17 protein-coding genes are annotated in these 15,536 nt (G+C 61.1%); 4 read left to right on the top strand and 13 right to left on the bottom strand.

Annotation, left to right across the window (positions count from 1 at the left end; translation table 11 throughout):
* Positions 1–3: 3 nt before the first annotated feature.
* The 8 genes from ACOZ32_RS00755 to ACOZ32_RS00720 all read right to left on the bottom strand — a co-directional run bounded on the left by ACOZ32_RS00755 (position 4) and on the right by ACOZ32_RS00720 (position 8,401).
* Positions 4–792, bottom strand: a complete 789-nt coding sequence (locus ACOZ32_RS00755) for an ABC transporter permease (protein ID WP_424334836.1) — start codon at positions 790–792, stop codon at positions 4–6.
* Between the two features lie 125 nt (positions 793–917).
* Entirely contained in the window at positions 918–1,880 is a 963-nt protein-coding gene (locus tag ACOZ32_RS00750; protein ID WP_424334812.1) for an ABC transporter ATP-binding protein, read from the bottom strand.
* Positions 1,873–3,252: a nitrous oxide reductase family maturation protein NosD gene (gene nosD / locus ACOZ32_RS00745; protein WP_424334811.1), complete on the bottom strand. Its 1,380-nt coding sequence runs from the start codon at positions 3,250–3,252 to the stop codon at positions 1,873–1,875. The genes ACOZ32_RS00750 and nosD overlap by 8 nt, the downstream gene beginning before the upstream one ends.
* Positions 3,245–4,033: a hypothetical protein gene (locus tag ACOZ32_RS00740; protein ID WP_424334810.1), complete on the bottom strand. Its 789-nt coding sequence runs from the start codon at positions 4,031–4,033 to the stop codon at positions 3,245–3,247. The genes nosD and ACOZ32_RS00740 overlap by 8 nt, the downstream gene beginning before the upstream one ends.
* Before the next feature lie 153 nt (positions 4,034–4,186).
* Positions 4,187–6,187: a TAT-dependent nitrous-oxide reductase gene (gene nosZ / locus ACOZ32_RS00735; RefSeq protein WP_424334809.1), complete on the bottom strand. Its 2,001-nt coding sequence runs from the start codon at positions 6,185–6,187 to the stop codon at positions 4,187–4,189.
* 1 nt (position 6,188) lies between these two features.
* Complete coding sequence (locus ACOZ32_RS00730) at positions 6,189–6,686, bottom strand: plastocyanin/azurin family copper-binding protein (RefSeq protein ID WP_424334808.1); 498 nt, start codon at positions 6,684–6,686, stop codon at positions 6,189–6,191.
* Between the two features lie 280 nt (positions 6,687–6,966).
* Positions 6,967–7,275, bottom strand: a complete 309-nt coding sequence (locus tag ACOZ32_RS00725) for a glutamyl-tRNA reductase (RefSeq protein WP_424334835.1) — start codon at positions 7,273–7,275, stop codon at positions 6,967–6,969.
* 7 nt (positions 7,276–7,282) lie between these two features.
* Entirely contained in the window at positions 7,283–8,401 is a 1,119-nt protein-coding gene (locus tag ACOZ32_RS00720) for a TIGR04053 family radical SAM/SPASM domain-containing protein (protein ID WP_424334807.1), read from the bottom strand.
* A gap of 298 nt (positions 8,402–8,699) precedes the next feature.
* Here ACOZ32_RS00720 and ACOZ32_RS00715 point away from each other — a divergent pair, with 298 nt between their 5' ends.
* Positions 8,700–8,963: a DUF2249 domain-containing protein gene (locus ACOZ32_RS00715; protein WP_424334806.1), complete on the top strand. Its 264-nt coding sequence runs from the start codon at positions 8,700–8,702 to the stop codon at positions 8,961–8,963.
* Positions 8,964–8,976: 13 nt separating this feature from the next.
* On the opposite strand, the gene ACOZ32_RS00710 is transcribed toward ACOZ32_RS00715, so the two are convergent.
* Both ACOZ32_RS00710 and ACOZ32_RS00705 read right to left on the bottom strand, forming a co-directional pair.
* Positions 8,977–9,210, bottom strand: coding sequence for a DUF2249 domain-containing protein (locus ACOZ32_RS00710; protein WP_424334805.1), 234 nt, complete (start codon positions 9,208–9,210; stop codon positions 8,977–8,979).
* Between the two features lie 49 nt (positions 9,211–9,259).
* On the bottom strand, positions 9,260–9,496 hold the full coding sequence (locus ACOZ32_RS00705; RefSeq protein WP_424334804.1) for a DUF2249 domain-containing protein: 237 nt from the start codon (positions 9,494–9,496) through the stop codon (positions 9,260–9,262).
* A 141-nt stretch (positions 9,497–9,637) separates the two neighbouring features.
* Here ACOZ32_RS00705 and ACOZ32_RS00700 point away from each other — a divergent pair, with 141 nt between their 5' ends.
* Positions 9,638–10,294 (top strand): helix-turn-helix domain-containing protein, encoded by a 657-nt coding sequence (locus ACOZ32_RS00700; protein ID WP_424334834.1) that lies wholly within the window; start codon positions 9,638–9,640, stop codon positions 10,292–10,294.
* A gap of 169 nt (positions 10,295–10,463) precedes the next feature.
* Positions 10,464–10,685 carry a DUF7521 family protein gene (locus ACOZ32_RS00695; protein ID WP_424334833.1) on the top strand — a complete coding sequence of 74 codons (222 nt, stop codon included), beginning with the start codon at positions 10,464–10,466 and terminating at the stop codon, positions 10,683–10,685.
* 289 nt (positions 10,686–10,974) lie between these two features.
* On the opposite strand, the gene ACOZ32_RS00690 is transcribed toward ACOZ32_RS00695, so the two are convergent.
* The 3 genes from ACOZ32_RS00690 to ACOZ32_RS00680 all read right to left on the bottom strand — a co-directional run bounded on the left by ACOZ32_RS00690 (position 10,975) and on the right by ACOZ32_RS00680 (position 12,953).
* Positions 10,975–11,313, bottom strand: a complete 339-nt coding sequence (locus ACOZ32_RS00690; RefSeq protein ID WP_136396951.1) for a hypothetical protein — start codon at positions 11,311–11,313, stop codon at positions 10,975–10,977.
* A 540-nt stretch (positions 11,314–11,853) separates the two neighbouring features.
* Complete coding sequence (locus tag ACOZ32_RS00685; protein ID WP_424334803.1) at positions 11,854–12,342, bottom strand: hypothetical protein; 489 nt, start codon at positions 12,340–12,342, stop codon at positions 11,854–11,856.
* Complete coding sequence (locus ACOZ32_RS00680; protein ID WP_424334802.1) at positions 12,339–12,953, bottom strand: winged helix-turn-helix domain-containing protein; 615 nt, start codon at positions 12,951–12,953, stop codon at positions 12,339–12,341. Before ACOZ32_RS00680 ends, ACOZ32_RS00685 begins: the two co-directional genes overlap by 4 nt.
* Positions 12,954–13,247: 294 nt before the next feature.
* On the opposite strand from ACOZ32_RS00680, the gene ACOZ32_RS00675 reads away from it, so the two are divergent.
* Complete coding sequence (locus ACOZ32_RS00675) at positions 13,248–15,413, top strand: type B DNA-directed DNA polymerase (RefSeq protein ID WP_424334801.1); 2,166 nt, start codon at positions 13,248–13,250, stop codon at positions 15,411–15,413.
* Positions 15,414–15,536: the final 123 nt, after the last annotated feature.

Here is a 15,536-nt window from a genome sequence, read left to right as displayed (position 1 = left end):
GAACTAGATGGACCGCCGACGAAACGCGAGGACAGCACCGGTGATAGGGAGAACGACCCATGCAGCGAGCGCCGCTACGAGGACGGGTGTCGTGAGGCCAGTTTCAGTGAGTACGCCCGCGATACCGCCGGCCGTGGTGGAGACACCACGCAGCACGAACACACGGAACAGGTCACCGGGGTTCGTAAGCACGGCGGCTGTAACCACTGACTGCGGGAGGTCGAAGGAGGCGACGAGGCCCAGCGCGACCAGGTCGTGGACGAGCACGAACCACACCCAGGCCGCGAGAACGGCACCGAGTGCACGTGTTTTCTCGGCCGCGAGCGTGGACGCGAGCACGCTCACGCCGAGAAATGCGAGGGCGGCGGCGACCGCCGCCAGCGCAACGCCCGCGTAGGCGCCGAGGACGCCTACGCCCGCGAATCGGACAAGGATCGCGCCGCCGACGGCGAAACCGGTGAGCATCCCACCGGAAAGCGCAGTCGCGCGACCGAGGTACTTCCCGACGACGACCGCCGTGTTCGAAAGCGGCAGGGCGAGCAGCATCTCGAGCGACCCGCTTTCGTCGGCCCCGACGATGGTATCGAAGCCAACCGCCAGCGCGGCCAACGGGACGACGTAGACGCCGAGCTGAGCGACACTTGCGAGCACGGCCGGGACGCGCGTCGGGCCGACCTTCGACCCGCCGAGGAACACGAGCGCGACCGAGAACAGCGCGAACAGGACCGCAATGCCGACAACCCACCGGCGGCGAACCGCGAGTCGGTACTCCCGAACTGCGACGCGGGCTATGTCACGAGGGATGGTGCGTCGCGTCGCTGCAGTTTCTGTGTCCGCACCGGTGTCGGTCTGTATCTCAGGGACGACGCCGGGCTGCGGGTGTCCGGTACCGCCGTCGGGTACCGTGGTGTCTTCGGTCAGTGGCCCTCACCTCTCGTTGCGGAGACACTGATGGCGCGGTCCGTGGACACGGTGTCTCGGAACACGGCGTCGAGTCCAGGTTCGGTGACTTCCACGTCCACGACGTCGGTGGACGCACGGAGGCGTTCGAGTACCTCGAAGACCGCGTCCCGCTGACAATTGATGTGGACCTGCGGCGGACTAGAAGTGGCAGTCGCGGTTGTCACGCCGCCGCAGTCCTCGACATCTGCAACGACTTCGCCTGGTTCGTCGTCGACCGTCGCGTCCACGGAAACAGTCTCGGCCGTCTCGCGTCGGAGGTCGGCGACGGTGCCAGCGGCCTGGACGGCGCCTTCGTCGAGGACGACGACGCGGTCGCAGAGTCGTTCGACCTCGGAGAGGACGTGGGAGGTGACGAGGATGGTGACGTCGGTCTTCCGGGAGAGCGCCTCCACCACCTCGTGGAAGTCCGCGACTCCGGTGGGGTCAAGTGCGGCGGTGGGTTCGTCGAGCAGGAGGACGTCGGGGTCGCCGACGAGCGTCGTGGCGAGGCCGAGTCGTCGATTCATCCCGTTCGAGTAGCCGCCGACGCGGCGGTCGGCGGCCTCAGCCAGCCCGACCGTGTTGAGCACGCGCTCGACCCGGCGGCCGCGTGTGTCAGGTGCGACATCTCTGACGCGAGCGTGAAACTCCAGTACTTCACGACCGGTGACAGACGGTGGGAAGCCCGCGTGTTCGGGGAGGTAACCGACGTGCTCGCGGAGTGCAGCACCAGCCTGGGACGAGAGTCCGGCGACCGAGACCGACCCGGCGTCGGGTGTCTCGTGACCGACGAGCAGTTTGAACAGCGTCGTCTTCCCGGCCCCGTTGCGGCCGATGAGGCCGGCAGTCTCCCCGCTGTCGATGGCCAGGGAGACCCCGTCCAGAGCGCTGACAGTGCCGTACTGCTTCTCGACGTTCCGTAGTTCGATGTCACTCATAGTATCGCCTCCAGTTGTCGTGTGGCGGTGTCGCGAGCGGGTGATGGTCGACGACTCCCGGCGTCTCCACGAGCGGCACCGACCGGGATGCCAGCCGCACGGTGTCGAACGCGGGACTCGACGCGAACACCTCCGTCGTCGGATGGCGCCTCGTAATGCGGTCGAGAACGCTAGCCGCTTGGTACCGGACATCGCTGATGCCGTCGTGGTCGATGTCCACCGTATTGGCGTCCGCCCAGTAGTTCCCGCCGTCGCTGGCGTTCCATGCAACTTGCTTGCCGATGACGGCTTTCATGGCGTTGCCGTTGCGGATGAAGGAGTTGCCGTAGCCGCGTTCTCGGACACTGCCCGCGGTGAGATGGATGCCGACGTCGTTGCCCAACACGAGGTTACCCGCGATGGTGTTGTCCAGCGAGTTGTACACGAACAGGCCGTTGTCGTTGCCGACGAGGTTGTTGCCGGCGATGCGGGTGTGGTCGATGCTCTTGACGAGGATTCCGTGGCCGCTGCTCCCGGTGTTGTTCACGGCGGTGTTGTTGACGATTGTGAGGCGGTCGGAGAGCATTAGCGCGTATCCGACGTCGTTATTGAATGCGGTGTTGTTGGCCAGTCGGTTGTCGTCGGAGTACATGTAGTGGACGCCGTACCGGAGATCCCACATCGTGTTGTTCCGCGCCACCACGCTCGAACTCCAGGAGAAGTAGATGCCGTCGCGGACGTCCGTGATCGTGTTGTTTGCGACGACGGCGTCGTGGGCCTCCCAGAGCTGGATACCGTTGCCACGATCCGAGAGCCGGTCGATGGACTCCCGACCGACGATGGTGGAGTCGCGGACCGTCGCCGAGGTGGCGCCGTCGACCCAGATCCCGAACGTGGTGTTCGTGACGCGGACCGACGCGACAGTGGGGTTGGCGCCGTCGAGCCAGACGGCGGCGTCGTTGTCGGCAGTGCTGTAGCCAGCGTTCCGCACCCAGACGTTTCGAATCGTCACGTTCGAGGCGTTCACTGTGAGCACCGTCTCCTCGCCGTCACCGGTGATAACCGCCTTCGACGGCGCGCTGCCGGTGATAGTGACGCCGGCCGTGTCGACCGTCACGGGGCCCTCGACAGTGCCGAAGACTCGTAGGGTGTCGCCTGCGGTGGCCGCGTCGAGCGCAGCATCGAGTGTGTCGTAGCGCTGGTCGTCGACGGTTACCGAGCCGGCCTGCGGTGGCGGCGCGAAGTTGTACTCGCTGGGCACCGGCGCGTCGAAGGACAGCGTCTGCCCGACCTCGGCACTATCGCCTGGCGTGGCGACCACCGCGCCGGCACTCACGACCAAGAGCGCGGCGGTGAGGACTGCGAGTGCGCGTTCGACGCGTCGCTCACGCACGACCGGTCCCCTCCACGTCAGTCTCGTCCTGGTTCGCGGACTCCGAATGACTGGTGGCGTTTGCTGGGTCGTCAGTCTGGGCGGGGTCTTCGTGCCGTCCGAGTCGCCGGGCTACGTGGTTGGCGAGGTCGCCGACCGTTGTTGGGTGGTCCCGGTAGTAGAGTGCCACCACGAGCAGAGCGACCGCGAGCATCGACAGGTACGCGCCGAGCCCGAACCGCGAGTAGCTCGTGATGTTCGCGACCTCGTAGCTGCCCCACAGCGGCGGCATAAACCCGTCGACGCCCATCACTGGCGCGTCCGGGTCTAGGGTGTGGCCGGCCTGGTAGAGGCGGTACTGGATGTCCGCGAGCATCACCCCAAACACCGTCATCGTACCCACGAGCTGGGCGAGCAGACCGCGCTTGAGCTTCCGGGTGTTCGGTGCGAGTGCGACGAACGCGCTGCACGCGGACACCGCGACGAACGCCAGCGGCCCGAACGACCACTCGGGGACGTCGACGGCGTAGTCGTGTGGCGCGTAGTTCGGCTGCCAGTACACCGGGTCCGGGTAGTAGAACCCGATGTACTTGTTCAGGTTCGCGATCTCCGCGTAGTCGCCCGCGATGCGGGGGTACGCGTACAGGTGTAGTTCGAGCGTCGTGCTCGGGTACTGGACGGCGTCCATCTGGATGATCCACATCGGGAACAACAGCGCGACGACGAACAGCACCGCCGCTACCACGGGGAGTCCCCGCCGCAACTCGAGGAACGCCGACCTGGCTGGGAGTTCGTAGTTCATGGTGGTATCTCGTGCCGGGGTCCAGAGACGGACCGCCGGTATCAGTCACGTGGGCCGCCCGCGCACCCCACGTGACTGCCGGGGCCGTCGACACCGACGGCAATGTTGGCAACCGTGCCAGGACGTGCCTCTGGCAGTGTTCGACCGGGTCAGTTAGCCGTCGCGCGGTTCCACCAGCATCCGCGAGCGCATCTCCAGGTGGAGTGCGCTACAGAAGTACGTGCAGTAGAACCAGTACACGCCGGGCTTGTCGGCGGTGAACGTGACCTCTCGGGTGTCCTGGGGGGCGATAGCGAGGTGAATGTCGTACTCGGGAATCGCCACCCCGTGGATCATGTCCCGGACGCCCTCGATGTTCGTCACGGTGAGTGTCACCTCGTCACCCTCCTTGACAGTGAACTCAGTGAGACCGTACTCGGAGCGCATCGAGGACGTCTTCACGTGCATGGACTGCTCGCCCGTTCGCTCGACACCGGACTTCTTCTGGGTGACGAACTCCTTGTCACCCTCGTAGTCGGCCTTGTTCCACGTCGTCGCCGGGTCGAGTTTGTTCTTGTGCGCGAACACACAGTCGTGGGGTTCCGGGTACGCCGGGTGGTCGGCAACCAGTTCCATCTCCGTTTCACCCTGGCCGATGTGGATGAGCTGGTCGTTGTCCGGGTGGATGGGACCAACGGGAAGGAACCGGTCCTTCGAGAGCTTGTTCAACGAGATCAACCACTCACCGGCCGGATCGGTTGTCATCGCCTCCACGGCCTGGATGTGGCCGGGGTTGTAGTGGACGTCGATTTTCTCGATGACCGGCTCGGTCGAGTTGTTTTCGGCCTCGACAGCAGCCTGGATGTCCCACTTGGCGGCCTGGGAGTCGATGAACAGCGACGTGTACGCGTGGCCGTTCCCATCGAACGTCGTGTGCAGCGGACCGAGGCCAACTTTCGGACGTCCGGCAACGACGTCCGCGGGATCGCTGGACTCGTCGAGCGCGGCGATATCCAGGATGGTGACCGTCGGCGACAGCTTCCCAGCGACCATCGCGTACTCGCCGTTCGGTTCGACCTCGACGCAGTGCGGGCTCTTTGGGGTCGGAATGTACCGCACAATAGGGGAGTCACCCCTGTTGAGTGGACTTTGCTGCGTGCCGTCCACGATCGGGACGCCGTTGACCTCCTGGTAGTCACCGTTTTCGACAGCCTGTTCGATGGCGGGCACGTCGAAGGCCTTCACGTAATCGCGGTCGTCGTGAGTCATCCCAGAGACCTCGACGGCCTCTTCGGAGTTGTACGCCGACGAGATCGCCCACCGACCGTCCTTATCGGTGTCGAGGATGTCGAGGTTGCCGTCCACCTTCACCTGCCACTCGGTCTCCATCGTCTCGGGGTTCAGCGCCGAGAACAGCGACTCGTAGTTCTCGGGCGAGTGGACGTCGCGACCATCGTTCGGGAGCGGCGTCCGGAATTCGCCGTTCCCGAAGATGTAGCCAGTGTCGGGACTCTGGGCCGCACAGCCGTGGACGACCTGCACGTTCGGGACGTCGGTGATGGCGTCCGTCTCGAAGTACGTGAGGTTGACGCGAGCGATGCGACCGTTGGCCTTGTCGTTCACCCAGAGGTACTCCCCATCGTAGTCACCGTCCGTCTCGGAGAGAACCGGATGGTGATTGTCACCCCAGGTGTAATCTCCGGCACCTTCCAGCATCTCTCGGGTTTCGTCGTCGTAGCCGTAGCCGCGGGAGGCGTCCGTGTTGAAGACAGGGATGCGCATCAGCACCCGCATCGACGGAATGCCCATGACGCGAATTTCGCCGGACTGCCCGCCCGACCAGAACCCGTAGTACTCGTCGTGCTCGCCCGGTGACACCTTGTGGTCGGGCGCCGACCCGGTCGAAGAATTCGATGCGCCACCTGAGTGGTCGCTGCCCAGCAGGTTCCCAGAACAGCCTGCGAGACCAGTCATGGCACCAGTCGCGACGCCGGCTTTCACGAAGTCCCGCCGGTTCAGTTCGAGACCGGCAAGGTCCAGCGTCGGTCCGTCATCGCTCGGCGTGGGCTCGTCGACCTCCGCGAGGATGTCCTGTAGTTGTTGTTCGTGCTGTTCGACCACCATTTCGGGGTCGAGTGCCTCTCCGTCGGCTGTGTCGGACGGTGTTTCGGTCATCTCACACCACCTTGACGTAGCCGACCATTCCGCTCATCTCGTGGGGGATACAGTAGTACTTGTACGTGCCCGTGGTCTCGAACGTGTGCTCGTAGGACTCCCCCTTCGCTATGCTGCCCTTGTCCGGGTAGTTGTCGTTGGCCGCCTGTTCTGAGTCGAACCCCCCGGACGCGAAGTAGGCGGCACCGTCAGGGATCTCGTTCTCGAATGCAGTCACAGAGTGCGCGACTGCACCGACGTTCTCCCAGGTGACCGTCGTGCCCGTGGAGACCTGAATCCGCTTTGGATCGAATTTGAGCGAGTCTGTCATCTCGACCGTACTGGTCTCAGTCCACGACCCGGACCCACCGCTGTTATCGTCAGAGCTCTCCGTCGTCGTCGTGGTGTTACTATCGTCCCCGTCACCGGTTCCCGAACTAGACGAACATCCTGCGAGTGCAACCCCGCTAACTGCACCGGTGAGTGCCAGGACCTTGCGCCGTGAGTAGTGCTCCGTCATGGTGTTGCCTCAATCGGTTCTCAAAGCCGAGCGTAGGTATACCGCAAGCCAGAATCCGAATTTCTGGGAACCGCCCCGAATGTGTTCGGACAAAACTTGTCGTTTCTTCGCTTTCCACTGCGAGTCTGGTGGATATTACTACGATACCTATGGAGGATGCTGCGGTGAGCAGATTCAGTTCCTCCACACACGTTGGGATTCTGGCTCGAAGTCCAACAGCTCCACAGAATCGATCCCCTCCAGTTGATCTCGCTGATCGGCTACTTTGGGAAGCAGGACGCTACCGATCTGGGTCGAAGAGCTCGATTGCTTTCTGATAGGTCTCGCTGTCACACGTTCGGCTGTCTTCTAGCGCCTCCTCGGGTGCCGCTAATATGCCATCAACAATGGCAGTAGCCATCTGGCGAATAATCTCGAGCTGCTCAGTGGTGAGATCTCCGTTCGATTCGAGTCGATTGACTGTTCTTTGGAGTTCTCGTCGTTTGATTTCCTCACCACGAGCACGAATTGTGTTCCGAACAGCTTCTGGATCCAGCTCGTCCCGTTCGGGGGGGTCAGTAGACAATTGCTCGTGTATATTGGGTTTCATTGGTAGCTCAGTCAGCGGATGACGCATCTCTCGTGCTGAAGGACTGCTCGGGCAGTGGGCCGTTGTACTCGTCGGGGACGTAGGCGCAGAGCGGGTCCGATGCGAGTGGATCCTGCGTGTACGCATACGCTCGGGAGCGACTGCCCCCGCAGACGTGCCGATACTCACACGCGCCGCACTTCCCGCGAAGCGCGTCGGAATCGCGGAGAGATTGGAAGAGGTTTGAGTCCCGGTAGACGTCCACGATACCCTCCTCACGGACGTTGCCGGCTGTGTCCGGCAAGAAGCCAGACGGATAGACGTCGCCGAGGTAGCTGACGAATGCGAAGCCGTTTCCAGCCGTGACCCCCATGCGGCGGCCGATACCGTCCGGCGACGAATGCGACACCCCCTCAGGTTCGTCTCGCCGTTGGAGGGCAACGCGTCGATAGTGGGGCGCTTCCGTCGTCTTGACGCCGAATGGAGCATCGTCGGCGACGTCACACAGCCACTCCATCACACACTCCGCCCGGTCGGGCGAGATCGGGTCAAGCACTCGCCCTCGGCCGACAGGAACAAGGAAGAACACCGACCAGAGCACGGCACCCAGATCCGCGACCAGTTCTCGAATCGCAGGTAACTCATCAACGGTTTCAGCGCACACCGTCGTATTGATCTGCAAAGGAAGGCCGGCCGCCCGAGTCGCCCGCGCAGCCTGTAGCGTTTGCTCGAAGCTTCCTCCCTCTTGGCGGAACTCGTCGTGCGCGGCTTCCGACCCACAGTCGATACTGAGGGCCATCCGCCGTAAGCCTGCATCGGCGAGATCCTGAATTCGCTCTGGAGTGAGTGACGCCGTCCCGCTCGGAGTGAGCGTCATCCGGAGCCCGATGTCGGTCCCGTGATCGATGAGTTCCACTGTGTCCTCCCGTGCAAGCGGATCGCCGCCAGACAGGACGACGAGTTGTTCGTCCCCGAATCGCCGTGCTTCTTCGAGAAACTGCTTCCCTTCTGCTGTCGTGAGTTCGTCAGGATGTCGAAGCGGTTCCGCGTCAGCCCGACAGTGCTTGCAGGCTAACTCACACGCTTGCGTAACCTCCCAAATGAGGACGAACGGCCGCTCGGTCGTATCGATCTCGCGTGGATTCATTGCTAAATTACGTAGCCTCCGAAATGGTGTTTCCGCCCCACCGTCCGGCGTATCTCCAGCAACAATCGCCATGAAACGTGGCCGTCACACCCTCGAATTTGAGGGCTATACGGGAAAATCAAAGGCCGAACGTGTTCACCCACGACTCTCGACACGTGAGGGTGACAGCGAGTGCCGGTTTCGGGGACGAATAGTCGGAACAGAACCCGTGGCATCGTGGGGTCGGTCTTCTCCGAGACGCTCTGGGGTGAACATCTTCGGGGGAATCGTCTGGATTGGTGGAGTCGAACGAATATGCATGGACGACGTTACCGAGATTGTCGCGGAGACGTCCGCCCCAGCAGACCGCTCCTGGGAGACATTGGATGCGCGGGAACTCCCACCGCCGCAACCGCTGCAGAACACGCTCGAGCGACTCACTGACCTTGATGACGATACGCTCCTCGTCCAGTTAAATGATCGCGCACCGCAGCACCTGTATCCGCAGTTGAGTGATCGGGGGTACGCGTACGAAACGATCGAGGGCGACGAGGTGGTCGTGACGGTGATCTGGAGCGAGTAGCCGGGCGGTGTGACTACTTCTTCGGGAAGGTGGCGGCGAACTCGTCGTCACCGAGACGGTCGACGTCGTATCCGTCGGCGTCGAAGTCGTCGACTTCGGCCTGCATCTCGTAGAAGAGGGGCTTCGGCTCGTGGTCGTTGATGATCGTCAGTGCGTCGCCACTTTCGAGGTCGGAGAACGCGTCGTGGATTTTCGGATGCCGCTCGGCCGGTGGAATGTCACGGACATCGAGGGTTGTCTCTGTCATGCACGTTCGGATTGTAGTCGATCTGCCGAGGTTATTGTTCCGAACATGTTCAGACGTGGGTGATCGACACGCGCCATTCGTCGTCTGTGACGTGTGCGGTTTCGTAGGTGAACCCCCGCTGTTCGAGGACGTTGTACAGCGGTTCCGGTTCGAAGCTGTTGACGAGTACGAGAGTCGCGTCATCCGGAAGTGCCTGTAGCTCGGCCATGATATCGCTGAATGGTTCACCGTCGATCTCTCGCGCATCCAGCGTCCGCGTATCGTCGTCAGTAGTATCCGTACTCATGCACCGACAGTCGAACTGGGCAGGTAAACTCGTTCTCCCGATGGTGTTCGCATGCCTGGTTTCTCTGGCCCCGAGGCCGCGTACGAACATGTTCGGCACTACTAACTGGTGGGGGAGGCGAATATGTTCGAACGAACACCGATGCCACAGGCCAATATCACCATCACGATTCCGGAAGGTGTCTGGATAGGCGACATCTCACGCGGCCATCCAAACGCCAGCATCCGCATCCTTGCAGCCCTTACTGACGACAACGCAGGCGTCGGACTCACCGAAATCACAGCCACCGACTTGCAGGACATCATCGCGGACATCCAGGCCAACGACTCGGTGACTGAACTCGAGATACTACAACAGTACGAGAACACGGTCCTGGTCCAGTTCGAGACGACGATGCCCCTGCTCCTCCTGCCCGTACAGGACTCGGGCATCCCGCTCGAGATGCCGTTCACCATCGAAGACGGGCAAGCTGAGTGGGAGATTACCGCCTCGCAACACCGTCTTTCAGAACTCGGCGAACAGTTAACGGAGTTCGGGATCCCCTTCACCGTCACCGCAGTCCACCAACACATAGAACCCGAGCAATTGCTGACCGACCGACAGCTCCGTCTCGTGAACGCCGCCGTCGAACACGGCTACTACGACACCCCTCGGAAGTGCTCGCTCACAGAACTCGCAGAGGAAGTCGATCTTGCCAAATCGACGTGCAGCGAAACGCTGCATCGCGCAGAAGAGAAAATCACTAAACAGTTCCTCGAAAATATCGATGACACCACAACCGAAACACCACCCCCATGACATGCCTCCCCAAACCCGCTTCATCCAAACTCCACGACTCACGACCACCCAACAGACCAAGTCGACGATCACCCCTCACCAGACCAGTTCGACACCCAGAAGCCATGACTGGCCAAGTAACTACCAACAGCCCACACCAGTCTTACAGAGAACCCATGGGACGTGATCCATTTGCTCCAGATGCTCCGGAGCTCCAAAACGTTCTAGATGCACTGGATCGCCCGCACTTCGCGCCCTTACACTCGGGTTCGGCGCCGTCACCCTTGGCGCTATCCTTGCCGGCTTGGTCGACCAACTCTTACCGCTCGACCCGAATCTCGCGTTCGTTGTCGAAGGTCTATTCACCACTATCGGCTTCGCGATTATCCTTTATTCTCTACATGTTGATTGAGTCATAACTTCGACTGGCCGGTACTGTCTATAATCGACTGTATCATCCATGTAACAGCGGAAGACCCACCAGACTCTGTCCGGTCAAAGGATTCGTCTAATTCCCAGTAGAGACCTGTATTAGCTTCTGAGCGCGTTATTATTCATCTCGAAGAATCTACTAGTAGTTTCCCGGTTTGGAACGCCTACATCATGAGTCTACTAGTAGAGTAGCGCTGCAGACGTGTATCACCAGCTGGATGCGCTCACCATTGCTGCGATCTACATACACATACTGGGAGATTGCTTAGTCAGGGGTCAATCTGTGGGTCGCTGTTGAGCTCGCGGAGATATGCTATTGCGGCGACACCGACGTGGATTCCGTAGACGTAGTCATCGTCGCCGAATGCCTCTCGACCAGCCATTCGATGGGTTACTCCCTTGGTGAGAGATAGACGGATAGCCTCCTTGACGGCGGCTTCACCGGCGTATTCAACGGCGCCTCGAACGTACTTATCGAAGTGACTATCTTGGTGGTCAGATGGCCGCGGATCAGCAGCTCGGTCAAGCGCGAGGGATACGACTTCTTCAATAGAAGGATGTACTGGATTGCCAGTGTTCTCTTGGACGCGATACACCTCGCCAGGCATGGTGATGAATGCGTCAGGCCATGGTATAAGCCCAACTGGAGTATGTGGGACTCAAGCAAGGAGTTCGAGGATCAGCTTCGTAGGATCTGTTGCGTCGTTCTAACTGGGTTCTCTATATCTAATTGTCTTTACGGGGCCTTGTTTAGACGCCGAATTTTGAGGCACTGAGAGCCTGTATCCCGATCAGGGATCAACCGCCACTGTCGATTCAGTTCGTCCGATTGCTTCGACGTGCCGAATTGTACGGCTGGTGCACCCAATCCCGGCTAACCAGACAGATCTCAGCTCACGAATTACCGATACTCGCCGGCTATTCCTCTTTGGAGACTCAGAAAACAGCGTTCTCAACCGCTATCACGAGCGTCTAAACACGGCCCTTTACGGCCGACCGTTTGAACCTACTCCAAGAGAAGAAAGCGTACTCGAGTGTCGGTCTGTTCCGTTCTGTGGGACCCATCGTAGGTCCTTAGCGTACCGTTGTAGGTTGCGAAATGCGTTGTATCCGGGTTGGAAGTGTAGGAGTTTTCCCTGCATTCTCGTCTACGGCGGATTTTCTGCGTCGTTGAGCCCTTCGAAGGTTCCGTTCGTGTAGGCGTAGCGCCACCGTTGGAGAATCGCTCGCGTGACCAGTGGGGCCTCACGCACAGTGATACAAGATGGCTCAACAGGACGACTTGGAGCATCAGGTGGTGGATGAAAGTGTCGTGTCGGTGCATCCGGTTTCGGATGACAGTCGAATCGAAAATCCCGCCCCTGGGTGTCCGTGTAGTGCGCAGCGTAGTTCCCAGCCAAGCTCCACCGAATATCTATACGCGCTGTTGATGCCGCTCCAACGCCGTCAGACAGGTCAACCGAAAGCGTCTGTGGGTTCAGGGGATCATCCAGTGAAGCCTCCTCAACCAGCGGCTCTTGATTGACGACCAGATCTCGGATTTCTCGTAACGCTCCGGCATCGATCGGTCCGAACACCTCTGCCTGTTCGGCTGGCTGACTATCGTGAGAAGGTTCCACATCCTCGTCGCCGGTCATACGACGATCGATGAGTCACTGTTACCATCGTCGTCAGTATTGGTGCCAGTGAGGTGACCGGTGCGGGTTGCCTCAGCAATCGCGAGTGTCGCTTGTGCCAAGGCGAGGTTGCGGCGAGTGGTTTGCCATTCTCTGAGCAGCGCACCTTGGTCGCTGTCGGTGTCTTCGATGTCCAGTTCCCGAGCGAGTTCCTCGGGTGAATCAACGTCGTATTCGGTACGCCAGTCCTGAATCTGTGCTTTCAGCTCGGCGATGCCAGATGCGATCTCTTCGGGTGTTCGTTCCGCAAGTAGCGACTGTGCATGCTCGGTGACGATACCCGTTTCTGACCGTCGGTACAGCGTCGTCTGGCCGTCCTGTGCTGTCGTCACTTCACCGGAATCCATGAGCGTCCGCAGGTGCTTTCGTGCGGTCGTCGGCGAGACACGAGCACGATCAGCAATCTGTGCTGCAGACGTCGGATCGTAAGTCCGGCGAATGATTCCATAGACTCGTTCGAAGGGCGTCGTGTCCTCAACCCATTTCTCTTCGACCACGTCGTTTATGTCACGTTGTTCGGCACCGCCGTCAGGACGTACTCGGTTGGGTGGGGTCGTCTCCTCAGACACCATATGCTAACCCACGGGAGGCAAGTATAATAATTCTCGGGCCAGTATATTGGTTTGTAGTCCATCGGAACACGGAGTGTCCTCACCATTCATTTTAACCAACAAATACGACTATTCCAGAACTGTTGGTTAAGCCGAGATTCCGGAAGTCATCTTGGAAAAGACCATAGACACGCAAAATAGGACAAATACCCCGGTAGCGATGTCTTCGAAGTCGTCCTCTGAATTATGGAAACACCACGCCACGGCTTATCTAGGACTGAACCGTTTCGTTCAATCGAGATGTGACAATCCCAAATGCCGTTCACAATCGATATCTTAGACGACGGCCGCGTCCTGGAGTGGGAGGCAACCGCCGACGGCGCCGTCGCGACCGAGCGCGATGACTACACCCCACGCTTCTACGTCGCCGCTCGCGACCCTGATGCCGACCTCGACCTCACGACACTCCAGTCGGTGTACGACCAGCACCCGGACGTCGTCGCGACCGAGATGGTTACGCGACGGCCGGGCTTTCGACGAGACGAGGAGGCCGTTCTCGCGGTCGACGTTGCCCACATCGACCGCGTCACTCCACTCGCCCGGCAGGCGCGTCAGCTGTCGGACTATCCAGTCGGGGATCTCGCCTGTTTCAACGTCGACTTCTCGCGAGAGTTCCGGTACTGTCTGGAGACCGGCGTCAATCCGACGCCGGCAAGCGAGTTGTCGACGCTCCGGCTCAGCGTTCCGGTGACCGAAACGAGCAACGACGTCTACGGCGAGTTGACCGTCGCCGGCGACGCCGTCACCGGCTCGACGATGGATATCCTGACCGCCGTCCAAGGGGCACTCGAAGCGCACGATCCGGATGTCCTGGTCTGCTCAACCAGTGAGATCGTCCCGACCCTGTACGAGATGGCGACGGACGCCGGCGTCGACGACTTCTCGCTGAGTCGGTGGCCGGACGTCGACTACCAGCAGATCGCAAGCCGGTCGACGTACTCGAGCTACGGCCGCGTCGGCCACTCGCCGGCGCGGTACAACGTGCCCGGTCGGGCGATTATCGACGAGTCGAACACGTTCTTCTACGGGGAGACGAACCTCGACGGCGTCCTCGACCTCGTGTCGCGCTCAAAGAAGCCCGTCCAGGAACTTGCGTGGGCGTCGATCGGGAACGTGCTGACGGCGATCCAGATTTGCGAGGCCCACGACCGCGGCGTCCTCGTGCCATGGAACTCCTGGCGCCACGAGTTCTACAAGCCTATGGGGACGCTCCACGACGCCGACCGCGGCGGGTTCATCTTCGCGCCCGAGGTCGGCCTCCACGAGAACGTCCACGAACTCGACTTCTCCTCGTTGTATCCGAACATCATCTGTACACGGAACGTATCACCGGACGTCATCCGGTGTGACTGCCACCGCGACCGCGACGACGTCCCCGGCCTCGGGTACTCGATCTGCGACGACCGGGGCTACCTCGTCGACGTGCTACAACCGATCATCGACGCTCGCGACGAGATCAAGGCGGCCATCCGTCGCGAGAAGGAACGGAACGACCCCGACGAGGACCGGCTGGCGGAACTCGAGGGGCGGTCGGGAGCGCTGAAATGGATCCTCGTCGCCTGTTTCGGGTATCAGGGGTTCAGCAACGCGAAGTTCGGCCGCATCGAGTGCCACGAAGCAATTAACGCGTTCGCTCGCGAGATTCTGCTGACGGCGAAACAGCAGCTGGAAGCCGGCGGCTGGCGGGTCGTCCACGGCATCGTCGACTCCATCTGGGTGACGCCGGACCCCGACGTCGACGACGAGGACCGCGAGGACCTCGGGACGCTCGCGACGGAGATCACGGAACGCGTCGAGATTCGGCTCGAACACGAGGCCCACTACGACTGGATGGCGTTCGTCCCGCAGCGCGAGAGCGACGCCGGCGCGCTAACGAAGTACTTCGGGAAGGTCGCCGGCGACGACGACTTCAAGATCAGGGGCATCGAAGCCCGGCAGCGCTCAACCCCGCCGTTCATCGAGGACGTCCAGCGGGACTGTCTCGACCAGCTCGATGCCACGCGGTCACCGGACGCGGTGCTCGGACGGCTCGAACGAGCAATCGACGAACTGCAGGCGGGCACCGTAGCAGTAGAGCGGCTCGTCGAGCGGAACCGTGTCTCCAAGCCCCTAGAAGGCTACTCACAGAATACACAGAACGTGGCCGCCTTGAAGCGAGCCCGCGAGCAGGACCTAGCAGTCCACCCGGGCCAGGATATCGAGTACGTGGTCGTCGACGACGACAAATCCTCGCGAGACCGGGTCGCCCTCGCCCACGAGGAGATCGAGACCTACGACGCCTCGTACTACGAGACGCAGCTGGTCAGAGCTGTCGAGAGTGTGTTGTCACCGTTTGGCTGGGACCGAACGGAGATCCAGCGGGAACTCGCTGAGACTCGAAACACGAGTTTGTGCGCGTTCATCGAATTCGAGGAGGATTAACCAACACTATTGAGAAGTCGAGAGGATGTTGGTTAACGCGGGTAAGCGTGACTGAGATTTCGTATCCAGAAGTGGCATAACCAGGGCAGTGAGGTGTAGAAAACAACAGTATCCAGGGGTGCT

It is taken from the genome of Halobacterium sp. MBLA0001, from assembly GCF_049705385.1.
Lineage (GTDB): Archaea > Halobacteriota > Halobacteria > Halobacteriales > Halobacteriaceae > Halobacterium > Halobacterium salinarum.
This window is presented reverse-complemented; position numbering and strand designations above follow the sequence as displayed.

Bases quoted from the DNA above. Each gene is read 5' to 3' on its own strand.
- ACOZ32_RS00685 (WP_424334803.1), bottom strand. From the start codon at position 12,342: ATGACCGGCGACGAGGATGTGGAACCTTCTCACGATAGTCAGCCAGCC.
- ACOZ32_RS00705 (WP_424334804.1), bottom strand. From the start codon at position 9,496: ATGAGTACGGATACTACTGACGACGATACGCGGACGCTGGATGCGCGA.
- ACOZ32_RS00720 (WP_424334807.1), bottom strand. From the start codon at position 8,401: ATGAATCCACGCGAGATCGATACGACCGAGCGGCCGTTCGTCCTCATT.
- ACOZ32_RS00690 (WP_136396951.1), bottom strand. From the start codon at position 11,313: ATGCCTGGCGAGGTGTATCGCGTCCAAGAGAACACTGGCAATCCAGTA.
- ACOZ32_RS00700 (WP_424334834.1), top strand. From the start codon at position 9,638: ATGCCACAGGCCAATATCACCATCACGATTCCGGAAGGTGTCTGGATA.
- ACOZ32_RS00730 (WP_424334808.1), bottom strand. From the start codon at position 6,686: ATGACGGAGCACTACTCACGGCGCAAGGTCCTGGCACTCACCGGTGCA.
- ACOZ32_RS00715 (WP_424334806.1), top strand. From the start codon at position 8,700: ATGGACGACGTTACCGAGATTGTCGCGGAGACGTCCGCCCCAGCAGAC.
- ACOZ32_RS00725 (WP_424334835.1), bottom strand. From the start codon at position 7,275: ATGAAACCCAATATACACGAGCAATTGTCTACTGACCCCCCCGAACGG.
- ACOZ32_RS00710 (WP_424334805.1), bottom strand. From the start codon at position 9,210: ATGACAGAGACAACCCTCGATGTCCGTGACATTCCACCGGCCGAGCGG.
- ACOZ32_RS00750 (WP_424334812.1), bottom strand. From the start codon at position 1,880: ATGAGTGACATCGAACTACGGAACGTCGAGAAGCAGTACGGCACTGTC.
- ACOZ32_RS00680 (WP_424334802.1), bottom strand. From the start codon at position 12,953: ATGGTGTCTGAGGAGACGACCCCACCCAACCGAGTACGTCCTGACGGC.
- ACOZ32_RS00675 (WP_424334801.1), top strand. From the start codon at position 13,248: ATGCCGTTCACAATCGATATCTTAGACGACGGCCGCGTCCTGGAGTGG.
- ACOZ32_RS00740 (WP_424334810.1), bottom strand. From the start codon at position 4,033: ATGAACTACGAACTCCCAGCCAGGTCGGCGTTCCTCGAGTTGCGGCGG.
- nosZ (WP_424334809.1), bottom strand. From the start codon at position 6,187: ATGACCGAAACACCGTCCGACACAGCCGACGGAGAGGCACTCGACCCC.